Raw genomic sequence first — 17,519 nt, 5'->3', positions numbered from 1 at the left:
ATCACCTACGACAGCTGTGACTGCACCTGGGCCGAGATCAGCTCCAGGTGGTCCAGGTCGTCGAGGTCGAGGACCTGGAGGTAGACGCGCTGGGAGCCGGTCTCGGCGTAGCGGCCGATCTTGTCGACGACCTCGGACGGGGAGCCCGCGAGGCCGTTGGTCCTGAGGTCGTCGACCTCGCGGCCGATCGCGGCGGCGCGGCGGGCGACCTCCTGGTCGTCCTTGCCGACGCAGACCACGAGGGCGTTGGAGTAGATGAGGTCGTCGGCCTTGCGGCCGGCCGCCTCCGCGGCGGCGCGGACCCGGCCGAACTGCCGCTCGCTGTCCTCGATCGACGCGAACGGGATGTTGAACTCGTCGGCGTACCGCGCGGCCAGCCTCGGCGTACGGCTCGCGCCGTTGCCGCCGATCAGCACCGGGATCCTGGTCTGCGCGGGCTTGGGCAGCGCGGGCGAGTCGGTCAGGTCGTAGTACGTGCCGTGGAAGTCGAAGGTGTCGCCGGGCTTGGTCTCCCACAGCCCGGTGACGATCGCGAGCTGCTCCTCCAGGCGGGCGAACTTCTCCTTCGGGAACGGGATGCCGTACGCCTTGTGCTCCTGCTCGAACCAGCCCGCGCCCAGGCCGAGTTCGACCCGGCCGCCGGACATCTGGTCGACCTGCGCGACCTGGATGGCGAGGACGCCGGGGAGGCGGAAGGTGCCGGCCGTCATCAGGGTGCCCAGGCGGATGCGCTTGGTCTCGCGGGCGAGGCCGGCCAGGGTGAGCCAGGCGTCGGTGGGGCCGGGGAGGCCGTCGCCTGAACCCATGCTCAGGTAGTGGTCGGAGCGGAAAAAGGCGTCGAAGCCGAGGTCTTCGGTGGCCTTGGCCACGGCGAGCAGGGTGTCGTAGGTCGCCCCCTGCTGGGGCTCGGTGAAGATGCGAAGATCCATGCCTCCATCCTGCACGCTCGGGTACCGGTCAACCCCACCGGTCCCTCCAGCCTCTGTCGTCCCCGGTCGGGTGAAATTGCGTCAACCGTGCGCACGGGGGCTGCCCGTGCCAGTGACCGGCCCCGATGATGATCGTTGGCTCGGGCGGAGCCGGACCGCCCGGATTCCCGCACCGGCAAGGCGACGTCGGGGCGTCACCCGCATCGGCCTCCTCCCCCGGAGGCCACGGGCCGAGGAGGCCGTCATGTCCGAAGAAGCCGTGCCGCAGCAGGGCGGGCCTGCGCAACCGAAGGGGTTGTTGCAGCAGATGGAGGAGCTGATGGCGGCACTGAACGCGGATCTGTCCGCCCTGGACGCGGATCTGCAGTCGGCCGGAAGCACGGGGTCGGCGTCCGCCGAGGAGGGCGGGGCGACCGCCTGACCCGCACACCGCGGCGGACCGGTTCACCCCCACCCGACGGGCGGACCCGGGTGCGGGGGCTCGCTGCACAGAGCAGACCCGATGCCGACAGCACAGGCCGCGTGAGGTGCCCCTGAAGGGGCGCGGGGAACTGCGCGACCAGCCACGACGGCGTCGCGCAGGCCCCCGAACCGCGACCGTCACGGCGATCACCTCACCCGAACGCGACGGCCTTGTCGCCCTTCCCCCGCACCGTCACCCCGCCTCTCTCTCCGGTATCGCCCCCTGCTCCCGGTCCGCCAGTCTGCGCAGCATCTCCAGGACCCGGTCCCGGGACTCGTCCGCCGCGTCGATCGCCTCCATGCACTGCCAGTACGTGCCCTCGTCGTCCGCCGCGCAGGCGATGCCGACGAGAGCGATGCCGACCTCGCCGAGCAGGCTGCCCAGGCACAGCAGTGCCAGGCGGGCGTCGCCCAACTCCGTCAGCTGGGCCGCGCGTAAGTCCTCGACGGCCAGCACCGGGGTGTCGAGCACCCCGCAGCCCCGGCCCGCCAGTTCGGTCAACCCCAGTGCCTCGCCCCGCAGTTCGGGTGGACCGAAGACCGCGAGGCGGCTGCCTATCGCCTGGGCGAGGGCCTGCGCCTGCCACACCTCCGTCATGGTCTGAGGCACGTCGCCGCTTCCGGCCAGGGCGCGCCTGCTCGTCACGATGAGCCGCATCGCGTCCATGCGCTGCCCCCGTCATATCCCGACGTGCTGTTCGCACGTCCGCCCGAACTCCCTTGTCCACTACCCAGAGTGAGAGTGCCTGAGACGAAAAGCCAGAGGAAGGCGGAAATCTGTGGACAACAAATCGGTTGCGGACAGATGAATGACTCCGGAGAGTGAAAATGGACGCGCGGGCTCCCCCAACTTGACCATTACGGCGCCGGGAACCGGTGTTCGTTCCGGTCGATCTTCGCGTCGAGCGCCGCAAGCGGATCGATGCCGAGCACCTCGCACAGTTGGAGCAAGTACGCGAGCACATCGGCTACTTCGTCCGTCACCCGGTGCGCGCTGTCCGGGTCGTCCATGACCCGCGTCGACTCCTCGGGGGTCAACCACTGGAAGATCTCGACCAGTTCGGAGGCCTCCACGCTGAGCGCGGAGGCGAGGTTCTTGGGGGTGTGGTACGGCTGCCAGTTCCGCGCGGTCGCGAACTCGGCCAGTCTGCGCTGCAGTTTCGCCACGTCGAGATGTTCTGTCACGGCTCCAGGTCTACCACTGTGACCCCCTCGACCCCGGCGGCCCAGGACGCGTCGCTCACCGCGCCGACCACCCGGATGTGCCCGCGCTCGCACATCCGCGCCGCGAGCCGCAGCAGTTCGGACCGTTGCCGTACGTCGACCGCACGATCCAGGCCGTCGGCGAGCACCGTGAGGGTCTGCATCGCCGCCGGGACCTCGCCGGGCGGATCGACCTCCAGGACGCCGGGGCCGGTGAGGAGCACCAACGCCAGTGCCGTGTACCGGAGTTCACCGTCGCCGAGGCGTTCGAAGCCGGTGCGCGGGCCGTCGCCCCGGTCAAGCACCGCGCGGAGCATGCCGTCGGCCAGCGGTTCCGCGAGCACGTCCACAACGGGTCCGGCGCAGCCGGTGCGCACCGCCGTGACGAGTTGCCCGTGCCGTCGCCCGCACTCGCTCCGGGTGCGCCACAGCACGTCGGCGAGGTTGCCGCAGTCCCGCAGCAGCCGCCCGTCGCCGATCGGTACGGCCGCGCGCATCCGCTCGGGCGCCGGATCGCAGGCGAAGACGGAGCGCAGGGCGACCACCATCTGCTCGGCGGCGGCGAGGACTTGGCGCTGTCCGTCCGTCTTCCCGGCGACGCGCAACGGCAGCAGCGCGGTGCCGAGCCGGTCGTCCGGCAGCGGGGCGCGGGTGACCGGCGACGAACCCGCCGTATGCCAGGCGGCCTGTACGGAACGGCGGGAGGGGTCGCGCAGGGCGGTCTCCAGGAGGACGAGCCCGCCGGACGTCAACCGCTCGCCCACGATGCGCAGTTCGGGCTCGGCCTGGACGGCGACGTCGAGCCGTACCGGGCCCTCGGGCCCGTCCGCAGTGCAGCCGATACGGAATCCGCGCCGGCGCTGGGCGTCGGGCCGGGCCCGTTCCGGGACGCAGGCGACCGGGTCCCGGAACACCTCCCCCACCTCGCCCCCGCCGCCGAGTCGCGCGAGGGCCTCGTACGCCCGCAGCGCGGTCGTCTTGCCGCATCCGCTGGGTCCGGCGAAGAGGGTGAGCGGCCCGAGCGGGAACGCGGCGCCCCGGTGCGTGGCGAACGCCGACAGGCGCAGCTCGGTGAGGTGCGGCCGGTCGGGGTGCGCCTCGGTGCGGCCGGGGCCTGCCGGTGAGGGCCGGGGCGAGGCGGCTCCCGGCGGCTGCGCCTGCGGCGGCACACGCGACGCACACGGCGGGGAGGACGGAGAGGACTGTGACGACACGGCCATATCCGGACCGTAGGCCTCCGCCGTGAGGCGAACCGTTCCGTCCCGGGGACCTTCCTACGATCGGGGGATCATCCGCGCCGCTCCCGTCGGCGCGGGGCTCACACGCCCGGAACCCCCGCACCCTCCATCAGCCCCCGCACTTCGGTCCCCGGCGGTGTGAGCAGGAACACATTCCGGTCGACGCGGGTCATTCCGCTCGCCAGGCCGAAGACGACGCCCGTGCTGAAGTCGAGGACCCGCTTGGCGACCTCCGTCTCCGCGCCCGTGAGGTCGAGAAGCACCGGTATGCCCGCCATCAGGGTCTCGGCGACCTCGCGGGCGTCCCCGAACACGTTCACGCGGAGGACGACGAAACGCCGGCGCGGCTCGGTCCGGGCCTCGGGCAGGGAACGGTGGCCCACGGCCGACGGCCAGGCGTCCCGGCCTCGCAGCGGCACTACCTGGGCGAGCCCCTCCCACTGTTCGTCGGTGACATCGTGGCTGTTCACCGGCATGCTCCGTCCTGGGTCGCGCTGGCACTCTGCATCCGGCAATTGTTGCGCACTGTCACCCGTTCGGCCCAACTGCGACACACTGCGCGACACGATCGGGCCGCATCTCACACCGGCCCCCGGCCGGTTGTGCAGCGCGCGTAACCCCTCATGATCGAGCCGCGTGACATCGGCGTAACGGGCAATTCGTACGGTCTACGGCATGACGACGAGCCCCCAGGCACAGCGAGTACGGACGGTCTGCTCGTACTGCGGTGTGGGCTGCGGCATGCTGCTCGACGTCGGGGCGGGTCCCGACGGCAGGCGTACGGTCCTCAAGGCGTCCGGCGACAAGGCGCACCCGGCGAACGCGGGCCGGCTCTGCACCAAGGGCGCGACCACGGCCGAGATGCTCGCCGCACCGGGCCGGCTGACCAGTGCGCTGGTACGCGACGAGCGCGGTGACGAGCCGGTGCCCGCGCCCGTGGCCGACGCGATCGCCGAGACCGCGCGACGGCTGCGGAAGATCGTCGACGAGCACGGGCCGGACGCGGTCGCCCTCTATGTCTCCGGGCAGATGAGCCTGGAGGCGCAGTACTTGGCGAACAAGCTGGCCAAGGGGTTCGTCCGGACGAACCAGATCGAGTCCAACTCCCGGCTGTGCATGGCGAGTGCGGGCGCCGGTTACAAGTCGTCGCTGGGCGCGGACGGCCCGCCGGGGTCGTACGAGGACTTCGAGCGGGCGGACGTGTTCCTGGTCATCGGCTCGAACATGGCCGACTGCCATCCGATCCTCTTCCTGCGGATGATGGAACGGGTCAAGGCGGGCGCCAAGTTGATCGTCGTCGACCCGCGCAGGACCGCCACGGCGGCGAAGGCGGATCTCTTCCTGCAGATCAGGCCCGGGACCGATCTGGCCTTCCTCAACGGCCTGTTGCACCTGCTCCACGAGAACGGGCACACCGACCCGGAGTTCATCGCCGCGCACACCGAGGGCTGGGAGGCGCTGCCCGAGTTCCTCGCCGACTACGCGCCGGACGCCGTCGCCGCCCTCACCGGTCTCGCCGAGGACGACATCCGTACGGCGGCCCGGCTGATCGGCGAGGCGGGCGAGTGGATGAGCTGCTGGACGATGGGGCTCAACCAGTCCACGCACGGCACGTGGAACACGAACGCCCTCATCAACCTGCATCTGGCGACGGGCGCGATCTGCCGTCCCGGCAGCGGGCCGTTCTCCCTCACCGGCCAGCCGAACGCGATGGGCGGCCGTGAAATGGGCTACATGGGACCGGGGTTGCCGGGCCAGCGGTCCGTACTCGTCGACGCGGAACGGGAGTTCACCGAGGAGGTGTGGGGCCTGCCGCCGGAGACCATCCGCGCGGACGGGGTCGGCCGGGGCACCGTCGAGATGTTCCAGAAGATGGCCGACGGCGACATCAAGGCCTGCTGGATCATCTGCACCAACCCGGTCGCCTCCGTCGCGAACCGACGCACCGTCATCGAGGGCCTGGAAGCAGCCGAGTTCGTCGTCACCCAGGACGTCTTCACCGACACCGAGACCAACGCGTACGCCGACGTCGTCCTCCCCGGCGCGCTGTGGACCGAGTCCGAGGGCGTCCTCGTCAACAGCGAACGCACCCTCACGCTCGCCCGCCCCGTCGTCGACCCGCCCGGCGAGGCGATGGCCGACTGGCGCATCATCGCCGCCGTCGCGTGCGCCATGGGGTACGAGAAGGGGTTCTCCTACGACAGCGCCGAGCAGGTCTTCGAGGAGATACGGCAGTTCTGGAACCCGGTGACCGGCTGGGATCTGCGCGGGGTGACCTACGAGCGGCTGCGGTCCACGCCGGTGCAGTGGCCGGCGGCGGAGGAGGACGGGCCCGACCGCAATCCCATCCGGTACGTGGGCGGGGGTGACCTTCGGTTCCCCACTGCCAGTGGGCGGGCCGCCTTTCACGCCCGTCCCCACATGCCGGCCGCCGAACTGCCCGACGACGACTACCCGTTCGTGCTGAACACCGGGCGGCTCCAGCACCAGTGGCACACGCTGACGAAGACGGGCAAGGTCGCCAAGCTGAACAAGCTGAACCCCGGGCCCTTCGTGGAGCTGCATCCGCAGGACGCACGGGAGTTGGGGATCGCGGAGGGCGACTCGGTGGAGGTCGCCTCGCGGCGGGGGCGTGCGGTGCTGCCGGCCGTGGTGACCGACCGGGTGCGGCCCGGGGGCTGTTTCGCTCCGTTCCACTGGAACGATCTCTTCGGCGAATACCTGAGCGTCAACGCGGTGACGAGCGATGCCGTGGATCCGGTGTCGTTCCAGCCGGAGTTCAAGGTGTGCGCGGTGTCGCTGGCGAAGGTGGCGAGCGCACCACAGGCGCCGACGGACGCGACACCGGCCCCAACAGTGGTGCGGCCGAAGGCACTTGAGCCGACCTCCGTGACCCCGGGCGCGAATCCCTTCGGCCTCGATCCCACCCCGCCGCCCGTCCTCACCGCCCAGGAGCGCCTCTACCTGACCGGCTTCCTCGCGGGTATCGAGTCCGGCGCCCCGGGTGTGCCGACGCTCCCGCCGGACGCGCCCTTCAGCGCCGAGCACGCGCTGTGGGTCAACGGCGTTCTCGCCGGGATGTATTCGAGGTCGACGACCACTCCCGTACCACAGCCGCAGCCCGCCCGGCAGATCGTCGTCCTGTGGGCCTCGCAGACCGGCAACGCCGAGGAGCTGGCGGCGGCGACCGCCGAGCGGCTGGGCTCGGCCGGGCACCGGGCGACCCTGGTCGGCATGGACCAGGCCGACGTCGGCACGCTCCCCGCCGACGCCGATCTCCTCTTCATCACCAGCACGTTCGGCGACGGCGACGCCCCCGACAACGGCTCCGGCTTCTGGGACACGCTCGCCGCTGAGCAGGCACCGCGGCTGGACGGCATGCGGTTCGCGGTGCTCGCCCTGGGCGACTCGTCGTACGACGACTTCTGCGGGCACGGGCGCCGACTGGACGCCAGGCTCGACGAGTTGGGCGGGGTGCGGCTCGCTCCGCGTACGGACTGCGAGCCGGACTTCGAGCCGTCGGCGGACGCCTGGCTGGGCCAGGTGATCACCGCGCTCGGCACTGACACCGAGACCCCTAAGTCACCGCCCCGCACCCCGAAACACACCCTCACCGCCGCCCGTCTCGTGGGCAACCGGCTGCTCAGCCGACCCGGCGCGGGCAAGGAGGTCCGCCGGTTCACCTTCGACACCACTGGCACCGACCTGACGTACGAGACCGGTGACGCGCTCGGCGTGCGGCCGGTCAACTCCCCCTCCCTGGTGGACGAATGGCTCGCCGTCACCGGCACCGACGCCGGGGCGGTCGTAGCACTGGAGGGCGTGGGAGAACTCCCCTTCGCCGAAGCGCTCCACCGGCAGTTGGACATCACCCGGATCACCCCGGACCTGCTCCGGTTCGTGGCTGAACGTGCCGGGGACGACCGGGAGTTGCGCAGGCTGCTGCGGCCCGACAACAAGGACGGGCTGGCGAAGTGGAGTTGGGGACGGCAGGCGGTGGACGTGCTGGCCGGGTATCCGGTGAAGGCGAGTGCCGTGGAATGGGCCGGAGTCCTCAAGAAGCTCCAGCCGCGCCTGTATTCGATCTCGTCCAGCCCGCTCGTCGACCCGCACAGCGTCTCGCTGACGGTGTCGGTGGTGCGGTACGAGAATCTCGACGGCCGTCCGCGCGGCGGGGTCTGTTCTCCGTTCCTCGCCGATGCCGAGGCCGGGGCGGGGACCGAGGTGCCGGTGTTCGTGCAGCGCTCGCCGCACTTCCGGCCGCCCTCCGATCCCGCGACACCGATGGTGATGGTCGGACCCGGCACCGGGGTCGCGCCGTTCGTCGGGTTTCTTCAGGAGCGACGCGCGCTCGGTCATCCCGCGCCGAACTGGCTGTTCTTCGGGGAGCAGCACCGTGCGACGGACTTCTACTACGAGGAGGAGCTGACGGCGTTGCTGGCGGAGGGCACGCTCGCCCGGCTGGACACGGCCTTCTCCCGGGACCAGCGCGCCAAGGTGTATGTGCAGGACCGGATGCGGGAGCACGGGCCCGAGTTGTGGCACTGGCTGCGGGAGGGTGCCCACTTCTATGTGTGCGGGGACGCCTCGCGGATGGCGAAGGACGTGGACCGGGCGCTGCGTGACATCGCGGTCGCGCACGGCGGGCTGGACGAGGGCGAGGCGGCCTCGTATGTGAAACAACTGGCGGCGGCGAAGCGGTATGTGCGCGATGTTTACTGAATGAACCGATGGCCACGACCAGTTGAACAAAGCCGTTCGAGTTCGCCCCATTTAGGCCACAACGAGGCCTTCTTACCCGTCTCACACCGGAATCTTCTCGATTGCCGACACCTCGCTCACCAGGTGGGATTAGCGTCCTGTGGTGTGCACTTGGCAGAAACACATCAGGTGACGCCCGGTCGGCGGACACAGTCGGCGGTGTCCGCCCCGGAACCTCCCGCGCAGTGGCACCGCATCCTCACCCTGCTCGCCGACATCAGTCTGTTCATCGGCGTCCGCCCGGTGTGGACACAGGCCGCCAGCCACCGGCTCGTCGTGGCGGCGGCCGTCTCGCTCTGCTACGCCTCGATCCTGGTGTGCGGGGTGCTGGCCCTGGTGGTCCGCCGGGCACGGTCGCTGGCCCGGATCGATCTCGCCGTGCTGGTGACCGCGGTCCTGCTGGCGCTGTCCGCGTGGTCCGTGTTCCACACCGGCAGCGACGAGGCGGTCCTCACCACCCAGGCCGCCAGGGAACTGGTCGCCGGACACCCGATCTACGGCCAGCCCTGGCCGTGGCTCTTCCATTCGAGCCATGGCGTCGCGCTGACCCCGACGGTGACGGGCGGCTACGACTACACGTACGGCTACCCGCCGTTGGAGACGCTGCTGACGGCGCCCCTGCTGTGGATCGGGCACGGCGGCGCCCCCGCGACGGCCGTCGCCACCGCCGCGCTCATCGCCGCCGCGGTCCTCATGTGGCGGCTGCTGCCGGTGCAGTGGCGGTCCGCAGCCACCATGGCGTGCCTGGGCCTCGGCCTGCTGCCGACCTACGGCCGTCAGGGCTACCCGGCGGTCCTCGCCATGGCGTTGCTGGTGCCGGTGGTGATCCGCTGGCCCCGGATCGGCAGGGGCGGCCGGCTGGGTCGCGCCGGGATCGCGCAGGCCGCGTGCCTGGGAGCGGCGTGCGCGGCGCAGCAACTCCCCTGGTTCCTCACGCCGTTCCTGCTCGCCGGGATCTACGCGCTGCGGCGCGGTGAACTGGGCGCCCGGCAGGCCGCGTTGGTGCTGCTGCGTATCGTCGGGATCGCCGTCACCGTATGGCTGCTGATCAACATGTACTTCATCGTGCACGAGCCGGGCACCTGGCTGTCGGGCATCGCGCTGCCGCTGACGCAGGGCGCGGTGGTGCACGGTCAGGGCCTGGTGGACATCTCGCTGTACTTCACGAACGGCAGCGACCGGCTCGACTGGTACTCCCACGCGAGCATGCTGCTGGCGGCGGGACTGCTCGCCGTGTTCGTGCTGTTCGTACGGCGGTTGGGACCGGCGGCGACGGTCCTGCCCTGGTGCGCCTTCTATCTGGCGACCCGTTCGCAGGACGGCTACTACCTGTTGATGACCCCGCTGTGGCTGGCCTCGGCGGTCACCGCGCCGCTCTCCGAGTTCCGCGAGGCGTGGCAGCCGCGCCCCCGGCTGCTGTCCGGTCCGCACCGCCGTCAGGCCAGGGTCGCGGCGGCCGTGCTGCTGGTCACGCCGGCGCTGGCGAGCGCGGCCGTGGCGGCGACGGGGGCACCGCCGATGACCATGAAACTCGCCGGAGTGCGTCGGGCGTCGCCCACCGTGGTGACCCGGCTGACCGTCCAGGTGACCAACTCCTCCGGGACCGCCCTCACCCCCCATTACACGCTCACCACGGGTCAGGGCATGAGCATGTTCTGGTCCCAGGTGGGCGGTCCGGCGACGCTGCCGGCGCACAGCACGGAGAGCGTCGAACTCCGGCCGCCCAACGGGACGTTCACCCTGCCCCACAAGCAGGTCCGCATCCGGGTGCGTGCCTTCACCGCCACTCCGCTGACGCTGTCCAGCTCGGACATCCAGCTGCGGCTTCCGGGTTGACGGTCCGTCAGGCGGCCGTACGCAGGAAGCGGAGCGTGGTGGTGACGGTGGTCAGGCCGCGCAGCATGCCCATCTGGTTCCAGCCCAGGCCGAACTGGTCCCGGTCCACGGTGAATTCGGCGTCCAGCGTGAGCGCCTCGCCGGTCGCGTCCTTGAGGCGGGCCGTGAAGGTCTGCGGGCGGCTGATGCCGTGGACGGTCAGCTGACCGACGACGTGCACGGTGTCGCCGGTCAGCTCCGCGCTGCGCACCGCGAAGGTGATCTCCGGGAACTTCTCGACGTCGAACAGGTCGGCGGAGCGCAGATGCTTGTCGCGCTTGGGGTTCTTGGTGTCCAGGGAGGCGGCGGCCAGGGTCAGCGTGCCGATCGCGGACCCGTCGGGGCGGACCTCGCCCTGGCCGGTGACGGTGGCGAAGGTGCCCTTGACGTTGACCAGGCCCCACATCGTCTTGTGGCTGATGCCCACGGTGGAGGCGGCCTGGTCGAGCTGCCACACCCCGGTTTCGACGGCGACGGTCATGATCTCTCCCGCTGGTTCCGGTAGTCCAAATTTGAATGAGCCTCACGCTAGCCCATTATCCAAATCTGGACAACCATCTCCTCCAAATTTGGACAACGGGTAGACTGGATGTCATGGCCGACCCTGTTGAGCGCCCCGCCGACCAGCCCGAATGTCCCTCCCTGCAGGGCGGCGGGCTGCTCCCGCCCGAGCTGCGGGCCTGGATGCTGCTGCTGGCGGCGACGGGTGCGGTGGAGCAGGAGCTGCGCTCGGTCGTGAAGGGGAACCTCGACGTCTCGCACGACGAGTTCCTGGTGCTGTGCCTGCTGGCCGAGGAGCCCGCGGGGCTGCGCATGACCCGGATCGCCGAGCTGCTCGGCCGCCCGAAGACCCGGCTGACGTATCAGATCGCCTGTCTCCAGCACGCGGGGCTGGTCACCCGCCAGTCGGTGTGCGGGGACAAGCGCGGGGTCGAGGTCGCCCTCACGGAGAAGGCACGGCAGCTGCTGAAGGAGGCGTCCGGGACGCTCTCCGAGACGGTGAAGCGGGCACTCACCCAGTTCGTCGGCCCGGCCCAGCACGAGGCCATGCGCGCACTGCTGCCCGACCTCACGGCCAACTGACAGCGGTACCGCCCTGATCCGGAGCGAGAACGGCACCGCCGACCGCTTGGGGAGCCTGACCGCCCGGTAGCGCACGGGAAGAACCACGGGGCGGGTATCCATGCCGGGACACCCGCCCCGCGGGCTCAGACCGCGGCCGGTACGGCGGGCCGGTCGGCCTCGGCCAGCAGGTCCACGAGGGTGGCCCGCGCGCGGGCCACCCTTGAACGGACCGTCCCCACAGGGCAGTCGGCGCGTTCCGCCGCCTCCTCGTAGGGCAGGCCGAGGAGTTGGGTGAGGAGGAACGCCTCGCGGCGTTCCTCCGGCAGCACGGCGAGGAGGTCGAGCAGGGCCACGCCGTCGTCGAAGCCGGGGAGGCCCTGGGGCTGGGCGAGTTCGACGGCGAGCTGCCAGTCCGCCACCTCGGACAGGCGCGGGCGGGCGGCGGCGCGGCGGTAGCTGTCGATCACCGCGCGGCGGGCGATGGACAGCAGCCAGGTGCGGGCCGAGGAGCGGCCCTCGAAGCGGTGCAGGCTGCCGAGCGCCCGCAGGAACGTGTCCTGTGCGAGGTCGTCGACCGCCTGCGGATCGGCGCAGAGGTGGGCGACATAGCGCAGGACGTCGCGGTGCAGGGCGCGCACGAGGTGTTCGACGGCGGCGGAGTCGCCGTGGCGGGCGGCGAGCGCCCAGTTGGTCACCGACTCGTCGCTCGACACCACCGTGTCGCGCTCGGTCGTGTGGTGCTCGGTCATGTGGCGCTCCGCCATGTCGGGCGGGGCGGGCAGGGCAGGAGTGATCACCTGGAGTCCTTCTCGGTCATCCGTGAAAGGGGGCGGCCGTCCTGCGGCGCCGAAAGCGGCGCGGGGGTACGGCCGAGGCCCGGGGCGCGCATGGCCGGCCCCGGGGCACCAGCTGTCGTCAGACGACAGCCGTCCCCAGGGGCGGACCCCGCGAGGTGATCGCGTGCACGAGAAGGAGAAGCCGCGGCGCCCGGTCGGAACGGGGGCGGCGCGGCCGGAAACGCGGACGGTGCGGCGGAGCGGGGAGCGCGCGCAGCAGTCGTAGCGGAGCCGCCAGTCGGCCGGCCACGGCCCGCAGCAGACGGAACGCGGCGCGCTCGCCGTGCGCCAGCCACAGGCCGCAGAGCAGGGCGGCGACGAGGTGGGCGGTGAGCATGCCGGGCGAGGACGTACCGCCGGCGGTGGCTGCCTGCGACATATGGGCCATATCAATGGAGTCCGTGGCACTCATATGCATGGAGCCCATGTCGGCGGACCCCATGTCCATGGACGCCGACTGCGCCGTCGCGGGCTGCGCGAGGGAGAACGCCGAGTGGAGGGCGGCCTGGGTGGCGACCACGAGGGTCACGATCAGCGGGAGCCCGCGTTCACGGTCCGCCAGGGTCCAGCCGGCGACGCCGGTCACGGCGAGCCCGGTGAGCAGCGCCCACACGGGTACGTGGCGGCCGGACATCAGGACGTGCCCCAGGGCGGCCAGCACCACACAGACGGCCGCGAACACCGCGGACCGTACTGTGCGCGCACACCACCCTGCCGTCATGGCGCCTCATCCTGGCATCCGTACCTTGGTCTCAGCCGTGGGTACGGTATTTTCCGGCACGGAACTCAGTGGGACACGGCCGGGCTCGGTTGCCGAACCCGCTCACCCCGCTTGCGCACCGGTGAGGCCGGCCCACTGCAACAGAAACCTCAGCCCCTCCTGCGAAGGCGAGTCCGGCGGGGCCGTGTACGCGACGAGGAACTGCTCGGGGTGCGTGTCGACGGTGAACTGCTGGACGTCCAGGGTGAGTTCGCCGGCGACCGGATGGACGTACGTCTTGGTGAGCTGCCGCGGTCCTCGCACCTGATACGCGGCCCACCACGCGCGGAAGTCCGGGTCGCGGGCGCCGAGTTCGTCGATCAGGGCGGCCGGCGCGGGGTCGTGCGGAGTGCGGCCCGCCTCCATGCGCAGGACGGCGACGCACTCGCGGGCGGCCCGGGGCCAGTCGGCGTACAGGGCCCGGAACGGGGCGTCGAGGAAGGTGAGGCGGATCAGGTTGCGCTCGGCCGGGGGCAGGGCGCCGAAGTCGGTGAGGAGGGCGGTGGCCGCGCGGTTCCAGGCGAGGACGTCCATGCCCCGGTGCAGCACCATCGCGGGGACGTCGTACATGGTGTCGAGCAACTGCCGTAGCCGCGGGGCGACTTCGGAGCGTGCGGGCGGCCGGGCGGACCCTCCCGGCGCCACCTCGGCCAGCGTGAAGAGGTAGGCGCGCTCGTCGGGGGCGAGGTGGAGCGCGTCGGCGAGTGCGTCCAGGACGGCGCGGGAGCCCCGGCGGGTGCGGCCCTGTTCGAGGCGGACGACGTAGTCGACGCTCACGTGCGCGAGATGGGCCAACTCCTCCCTGCGCAGGCCGGGTACGCGACGCGGCCGGCCGTCGTCGGGGAAACCCGCCTGCCGCGGGTCGCGTTCCGCGCGGCGGGCGCGGAGGAAGTCGCCCAGGTCGTTGGCGGCGGAGGGCGCGTCACGGTGTGCCATGGCTCCAGTGTCGTCGGGTCGGCGGCGCGGTGCCTGGTACAGAACCGCATAGGCAGAGCCGTCCCTGGTGGCGCCGGGGCGGGTGGCGTGACGGTGGGGGCATGGCCGTACACCGGCTTCCCTCCCCTCCCACTGGAGCGCCTCCCCATGCGTACGGACGTCACTTTCTCCAGCGCCGGTCTCCGGCTCGCCGGTCACCTCTACACCCCGGACGGGGAGACCGCCGGGCCGCCGCGTCCGGCCGTCGTGGTCGGGCATCCCGGGACCGGGGTGAAGGAGCAGGCCGCCGGCCTGTACGCCCGTCGGCTGGCCGGGCGCGGATTCGTCACGCTCGCCTTCGACGCCGCCCACCAGGGCGAGAGCGAGGGCGAGCCGCGCGGCCTGGAGGATCCGGGACAGCGGGTCGAGGATCTCAAGGCCGCGGTCTCCTTCCTCACCACCCGCGACGAGGTCGACCCCGGCCGCATCGGGGCGCTGGGCATCTGTGCCTCCGGCGGCTACGCGCTGGCGGCGACCGCGACCGACCCGCGCATCCGGGCCGTGGGCACGGTCGGCGCCGTCGACATCTCACGGCAGTTCCGGCTCGGCGCGGACGGCGCCCAGGACCCGGCCGTCGTAGCGGGAATGCTGGCCGCCGCCTCCACGGCCCGCACCGCCGAGGCGCGTGGTGCGGGCGTCCAGCGCTTCCCGCTCTTCCCCGCCACCGAGGAGGAGGCGCGCGCGGGCGGTCCGCACGTCCACGAAGGCTGGGAGTACTACCGCACTCCGCGCGCCCGGCACCCCCGCTCGGCCAAGGCCCTGACCTGGACGAGCGTCGACCGTATCGCCGCCTTCGACGCGTTCGCGTCCGTCGCCCTGATCGCGCCGCGTCCCGTGCTGCTGATCGCGGGGCGGGCGGCGGTGACGTCCTGGATGAGCGTGGCGGCGTTCCAACAGGCGCACGGGCCGAAGGAGTTGGCGTGGATCGAGGGCGCCTCGCACGTCGATCTCTACGACAAGGACGAGTACGTCACGCCCGCCGTGGGGAAGCTGAGCGACTTCTTCGGCGCCCATCTGGCGGTGTGATCCAGCCGGCAGCGGCAAACTGCACAAGTGACTTGGCAAAGTTAGCGCGGACCGTGCGGCGGCTGCTGCGGGATCTTCCCTCACGGGGCGGGGTCTATTTTCTGCTGGCGACGTGCGTGTTCCCCGAGGTCGGCTATCAACTCGTGTGGGCCAAGCCGGCGGCCGGCCTGTCGGGGATGCCGGTTGTCCACCCGAGCACGAAGGCACTCCGTGATCTGTGCTGCCGATCCCCACTCGCCCTGGCAACGACCGACGAACGAGAACACGAACGGGCTGCTGCGTCAGTACTTCCCGAAGGGCACCGATCTGTCCCGGTGGTCGTCCACGGACCTCGAAGCCGTCGCCATGGCGATCAACAACCGGCCCCGCAAGACCCTCGGCTGGCGGACACCCGCCGAGGTCTTCGAAGAGCAGCTACGCTCGCTGCAACAGCCCGGTGTTGCAACGACTGGTTGAACTCGCCCAATATACGTCTGCCCAATTCCGGGAAAAATTGGCGGAGTCGGACGTCCGGCAGAGTACAGGCCGAACCGGCTCGTGCTTCGACAGTGCGGCCGCGGAGAGCTTCTTCGCCGTACTCAAGTCCGAGATCGGCACCACCGCTTGGCCAACCCGGAGGCAGGCCCGGCAGGACGTATTCGGATGGATCGCGCAGTATTACAACCGAGAGCGGATCCACTCGACCATCGGCTACCTCACCCCGTGTCAGGCACGGACCCGCTATCAGCAACGCCTCGACCTCGCGGCATGAAACGGAAGTGTCGGACCTCAGGGGGTCACTTCACACGACGACCATCCCCCGATCGACGACACGTACCTGAACGCGCTCGGCTCGTACATCCGTGGCTGCATGCAGTTCAGCCAGGAGAGCCACCGCTACCGCTACCAGGACGGAAGCACCGCAAGCGCCGAGATGTTCACCCCGCCCGGGTTCACCGACCAGTGCGGTGCGACCTCCCGTCAACCGCTCGACACCGACTCGATCAGCTGGTGGTGGCACGCAGAACGCCCCGCCTGCCGGAAACCCGCAGGTCAGCCGGCCTTGGCCACCGGCTCCAGGATCGCGACACACTCCACATGGTGGGTCATCGGAAACAGATCGAACGCCCGCAACGTCCGCACCCGATACCCCCCGTCCCGGAAGTACGCCAGGTCCCGCGCCAACGCCGCCGGATCGCACGCCACGTACGCGATCTTCCGCGCCCCCAGTGACGACAGATGCTCCACGGTCTTCTTGCCGGCCCCCGCCCGCGGCGGATCCAGGACGATCAGGTCGACCTCGCTGATCCCGGTCCGCGGCAGCACGCTCTCGACCTTGCCCTGCTCGATCCGCACCCGCTCGAACCCGGCGAGATTGTGCCGCGCGTCCTCGACCGCGCGCTTGCCGGACTCGATGCCCAGCACCGCGCCCTTGTCGCCGAGGCGGTCGGCGAGCGCGCCCGCGAAGAGGCCGACGCCGCAGTACAGGTCGAGGGCCATGTCGCCCTTGCGCGGGAGCAGGCCCTGCATGACCGCCTTGACGAGGGTGTCGGCGGCCATCGGGTGGACCTGCCAGAAGCCGCCGCTGCCGACCCGGTACGTACGGCCGTCGGCCCGCTCGCGGACGAACGCGCGGCCGTGGACGCGGTGGATGCCGCCGTCGTGCTCCTCGACGCGCATGACGGAGACAGGGCGGTCGAGTTCGACCAGCGGAAGGCGGGCTCCCGGCCTCGGCTCCAGAATCACCATGCGGTCCTGGGAACCCGTCGCCGCGATCGCCTCGACCGACGCCATGCCGGACCAGTCGCGCTCCTCGATGCCCAGCTCGCTGACGCCCGGCGCCGCGATCATGCAGTGCTCGACGGGCTCGACCTCGTGCGAACGGTGCTTGCGCAGACCGGCGTTGCCGTCGACGTCCACCGCGTACTGCACGCGCGTGCGCCACTGCGGTACCTGACCGGCGGGCAGCTTGTCGCCCTCGGCCGGCATCACCGTGCCGTCCCAGCCGGCCTCCTCGGGCGTGAGCCCCGCGAGCCGCTGCAACTGCTCGGCGATGACCTCGCCCTTGAGGCGACGCTGGGCACCGGGCTTGGCGTGCTGCCAGTCGCAGCCGCCGCAGCGTCCGGGACCGGCGTACGGGCAGGGTGCCTCGACGCGGTCCTTGGACTCCTCCAGGATCGTCACCGCGTCGGCACGCAGGAACCGCGCGCCCTCCTCGCCGTCGGTGACCCGCGCGACGACGCGCTCACCGGGCAGCGCGTGGCGGACGAACAGCACCTGGCCCTCGGACGTACGGGCGATGCAGTGCCCACCATGGGCCACGGGGCCGACCTCGACCTCGTACTCCTCCCCCACCAGCGATTTCTTCGGTTCTGCCTGCATGGCGGGGTGACTCCACAACGTCAAAGGG

Annotated in this window: 16 protein-coding genes and 2 pseudogenes; 8 read left to right on the top strand and 10 right to left on the bottom strand. The window is 71.2% G+C overall.

Annotated elements, in window-relative coordinates; genetic code table 11:
• Window positions 1-5 precede the first annotated feature (5 nt).
• Window positions 6-929, bottom strand: a complete 924-nt coding sequence (locus ACIQBL_RS45810; RefSeq protein WP_401954376.1) for an LLM class F420-dependent oxidoreductase — start codon at window positions 927-929, stop codon at window positions 6-8.
• Between the two features lie 244 nt (window positions 930-1,173).
• Here ACIQBL_RS45810 and ACIQBL_RS45805 point away from each other — a divergent pair, with 244 nt between their 5' ends.
• Window positions 1,174-1,350, top strand: coding sequence for a hypothetical protein (locus ACIQBL_RS45805; protein ID WP_401954374.1), 177 nt, complete (start codon window positions 1,174-1,176; stop codon window positions 1,348-1,350).
• A gap of 234 nt (window positions 1,351-1,584) precedes the next feature.
• On the opposite strand, the gene ACIQBL_RS45800 is transcribed toward ACIQBL_RS45805, so the two are convergent.
• From ACIQBL_RS45800 to ACIQBL_RS45785, 4 genes are all read right to left on the bottom strand, one after another.
• Complete coding sequence (locus tag ACIQBL_RS45800) at window positions 1,585-2,058, bottom strand: DUF6099 family protein (RefSeq protein WP_401954372.1); 474 nt, start codon at window positions 2,056-2,058, stop codon at window positions 1,585-1,587.
• Window positions 2,059-2,249: 191 nt separating this feature from the next.
• Complete coding sequence (locus ACIQBL_RS45795; protein ID WP_401954369.1) at window positions 2,250-2,576, bottom strand: nucleotide pyrophosphohydrolase; 327 nt, start codon at window positions 2,574-2,576, stop codon at window positions 2,250-2,252.
• On the bottom strand, window positions 2,573-3,814 hold the full coding sequence (locus tag ACIQBL_RS45790) for an AAA family ATPase (RefSeq protein ID WP_401954367.1): 1,242 nt from the start codon (window positions 3,812-3,814) through the stop codon (window positions 2,573-2,575). Before ACIQBL_RS45790 ends, ACIQBL_RS45795 begins: the two co-directional genes overlap by 4 nt.
• Window positions 3,815-3,912: 98 nt before the next feature.
• A complete protein-coding gene (locus tag ACIQBL_RS45785) occupies window positions 3,913-4,308 on the bottom strand; it encodes a cell division protein SepF (protein WP_401954364.1) in 396 nt (131 codons plus the stop codon).
• Between the two features lie 199 nt (window positions 4,309-4,507).
• Between ACIQBL_RS45785 and ACIQBL_RS45780 the strand changes: the two genes are divergently transcribed.
• Together ACIQBL_RS45780 and ACIQBL_RS45775 are read left to right on the top strand one after the other, a co-directional pair.
• Window positions 4,508-8,554: a molybdopterin-dependent oxidoreductase gene (locus ACIQBL_RS45780; RefSeq protein WP_401954362.1), complete on the top strand. Its 4,047-nt coding sequence runs from the start codon at window positions 4,508-4,510 to the stop codon at window positions 8,552-8,554.
• Window positions 8,555-8,752: 198 nt separating this feature from the next.
• Entirely contained in the window at window positions 8,753-10,429 is a 1,677-nt protein-coding gene (locus ACIQBL_RS45775) for a hypothetical protein (protein WP_401954359.1), read from the top strand.
• 7 nt (window positions 10,430-10,436) lie between these two features.
• Here ACIQBL_RS45775 and ACIQBL_RS45770 read toward each other — a convergent pair whose 3' ends face one another.
• Complete coding sequence (locus tag ACIQBL_RS45770) at window positions 10,437-10,949, bottom strand: YceI family protein (protein WP_401954357.1); 513 nt, start codon at window positions 10,947-10,949, stop codon at window positions 10,437-10,439.
• A gap of 113 nt (window positions 10,950-11,062) precedes the next feature.
• Between ACIQBL_RS45770 and ACIQBL_RS45765 the strand changes: the two genes are divergently transcribed.
• Window positions 11,063-11,551, top strand: coding sequence for a MarR family winged helix-turn-helix transcriptional regulator (locus ACIQBL_RS45765; RefSeq protein WP_401954354.1), 489 nt, complete (start codon window positions 11,063-11,065; stop codon window positions 11,549-11,551).
• 125 nt (window positions 11,552-11,676) lie between these two features.
• On the opposite strand, the gene ACIQBL_RS45760 is transcribed toward ACIQBL_RS45765, so the two are convergent.
• The 3 genes from ACIQBL_RS45760 to ACIQBL_RS45750 form a co-directional block, all read right to left on the bottom strand.
• Window positions 11,677-12,330: a sigma-70 family RNA polymerase sigma factor gene (locus tag ACIQBL_RS45760; protein WP_401954352.1), complete on the bottom strand. Its 654-nt coding sequence runs from the start codon at window positions 12,328-12,330 to the stop codon at window positions 11,677-11,679.
• Window positions 12,331-12,448: 118 nt separating this feature from the next.
• On the bottom strand, window positions 12,449-13,090 hold the full coding sequence (locus ACIQBL_RS45755) for a hypothetical protein (RefSeq protein ID WP_401954350.1): 642 nt from the start codon (window positions 13,088-13,090) through the stop codon (window positions 12,449-12,451).
• 102 nt (window positions 13,091-13,192) lie between these two features.
• On the bottom strand, window positions 13,193-14,065 hold the full coding sequence (locus ACIQBL_RS45750; protein WP_401954348.1) for a helix-turn-helix transcriptional regulator: 873 nt from the start codon (window positions 14,063-14,065) through the stop codon (window positions 13,193-13,195).
• Window positions 14,066-14,212: 147 nt separating this feature from the next.
• Between ACIQBL_RS45750 and ACIQBL_RS45745 the strand changes: the two genes are divergently transcribed.
• The 4 genes and pseudogenes from ACIQBL_RS45745 (at window position 14,213) to ACIQBL_RS45730 (ending at window position 15,881) form a co-directional block, all read left to right on the top strand.
• On the top strand, window positions 14,213-15,130 hold the full coding sequence (locus ACIQBL_RS45745) for an alpha/beta hydrolase (RefSeq protein ID WP_401954346.1): 918 nt from the start codon (window positions 14,213-14,215) through the stop codon (window positions 15,128-15,130).
• Window positions 15,025-15,285, top strand: a pseudogene (locus ACIQBL_RS45740) (hypothetical protein); the annotation flags it as partial. The gene ACIQBL_RS45745 and the pseudogene ACIQBL_RS45740, both read left to right, overlap by 106 nt.
• A 67-nt stretch (window positions 15,286-15,352) precedes the next feature.
• A pseudogene (locus tag ACIQBL_RS45735) lies at window positions 15,353-15,586 on the top strand (transposase); the annotation flags it as partial.
• Window positions 15,567-15,881, top strand: a complete 315-nt coding sequence (locus tag ACIQBL_RS45730; RefSeq protein WP_401954344.1) for an IS3 family transposase — start codon at window positions 15,567-15,569, stop codon at window positions 15,879-15,881. The pseudogene ACIQBL_RS45735 and the gene ACIQBL_RS45730, both read left to right, overlap by 20 nt.
• A 281-nt stretch (window positions 15,882-16,162) precedes the next feature.
• Here the strand turns inward: ACIQBL_RS45730 and ACIQBL_RS45725 are convergent, their stop codons facing one another.
• Window positions 16,163-17,491, bottom strand: a complete 1,329-nt coding sequence (locus tag ACIQBL_RS45725; RefSeq protein ID WP_401954342.1) for a class I SAM-dependent RNA methyltransferase — start codon at window positions 17,489-17,491, stop codon at window positions 16,163-16,165.
• Window positions 17,492-17,519 lie beyond the last annotated feature (28 nt).

It is taken from the genome of Streptomyces sp. NPDC088350, from assembly GCF_044753545.1.
GTDB lineage: Bacteria > Actinomycetota > Actinomycetes > Streptomycetales > Streptomycetaceae > Streptomyces.
The sequence above is the reverse complement of the archived record's forward strand: the minus strand, read 5'-3'. Positions and strand labels throughout refer to the sequence as shown.